This window comes from Methylobrevis pamukkalensis (assembly GCF_001720135.1).
Lineage (GTDB): Bacteria > Pseudomonadota > Alphaproteobacteria > Rhizobiales > Pleomorphomonadaceae > Methylobrevis > Methylobrevis pamukkalensis.
Genome location: NZ_MCRJ01000308.1, coordinates 1 through 648, shown reverse-complemented (window position 1 = coordinate 648; position 648 = coordinate 1). Strand labels below are relative to the sequence as shown.

1 protein-coding gene is annotated in these 648 nt (G+C 74.2%); it reads left to right on the top strand.

The window, feature by feature from the left end:
• Positions 1-648 (top strand): 2-dehydro-3-deoxygalactonokinase (locus A6302_RS20685; RefSeq protein ID WP_141704082.1); only part of this gene is annotated, 648 nt, incomplete at both ends.

The following is a 648-nucleotide window of genomic DNA, read 5'->3' as shown; positions in this document are numbered from 1 at the left end:
GCTCGACGTGCGTATCCTGCCGGGGCTTGCCAGCCGCTCGCCCGCCGCCCCCGACGTGATGCGCGGCGAGGAGACCCAGCTTCTCGGCATGACCCGCCTCGTCGCGACACCGTCCGCCACGGTCTGCATGCCCGGCACCCACAGCAAGTGGGTCGACATCGACGGCGGCGTCGTGACCGGGTTTTCGACCCGGATGACCGGGGAACTGTTCGCGCTGTTTTCCCGCCACTCGATCCTGCGCCTTTCGCTCGGCGCCGATCCCGCGCCGCCCGCGCCGACCGATCCGGACTTCCTCGGCGGTGTCGCCGACGGGCTTCATGCCGGGGCGGCGACGCTGTCGCGGCTGTTCGGCCTGCGCGCTGCCGGCCTGCTGCAGGGCCTCGGGTCGCAGGCCGCTGCCGCCCGGCTTTCCGGCCTGCTGATCGGCGCGGAAGTCGGCGAGATGGCCGGGCGCGCGGGCCGGCGCCCGCTGGTGATGCTTGCCTCCGGCACGCTTGCCGCCCTCTATGCCGCCGCCTTCGCGGCGCCGGCCACGACATCCTCACCGTCGATGCCGACGCGGCGGTCCGCGCCGGCCTCAGGGCGGCCGCCGCCACGATCTGGCCGGACAGCGAAAGGGCAGGATCATGACCGACGTGCCGCCGACCG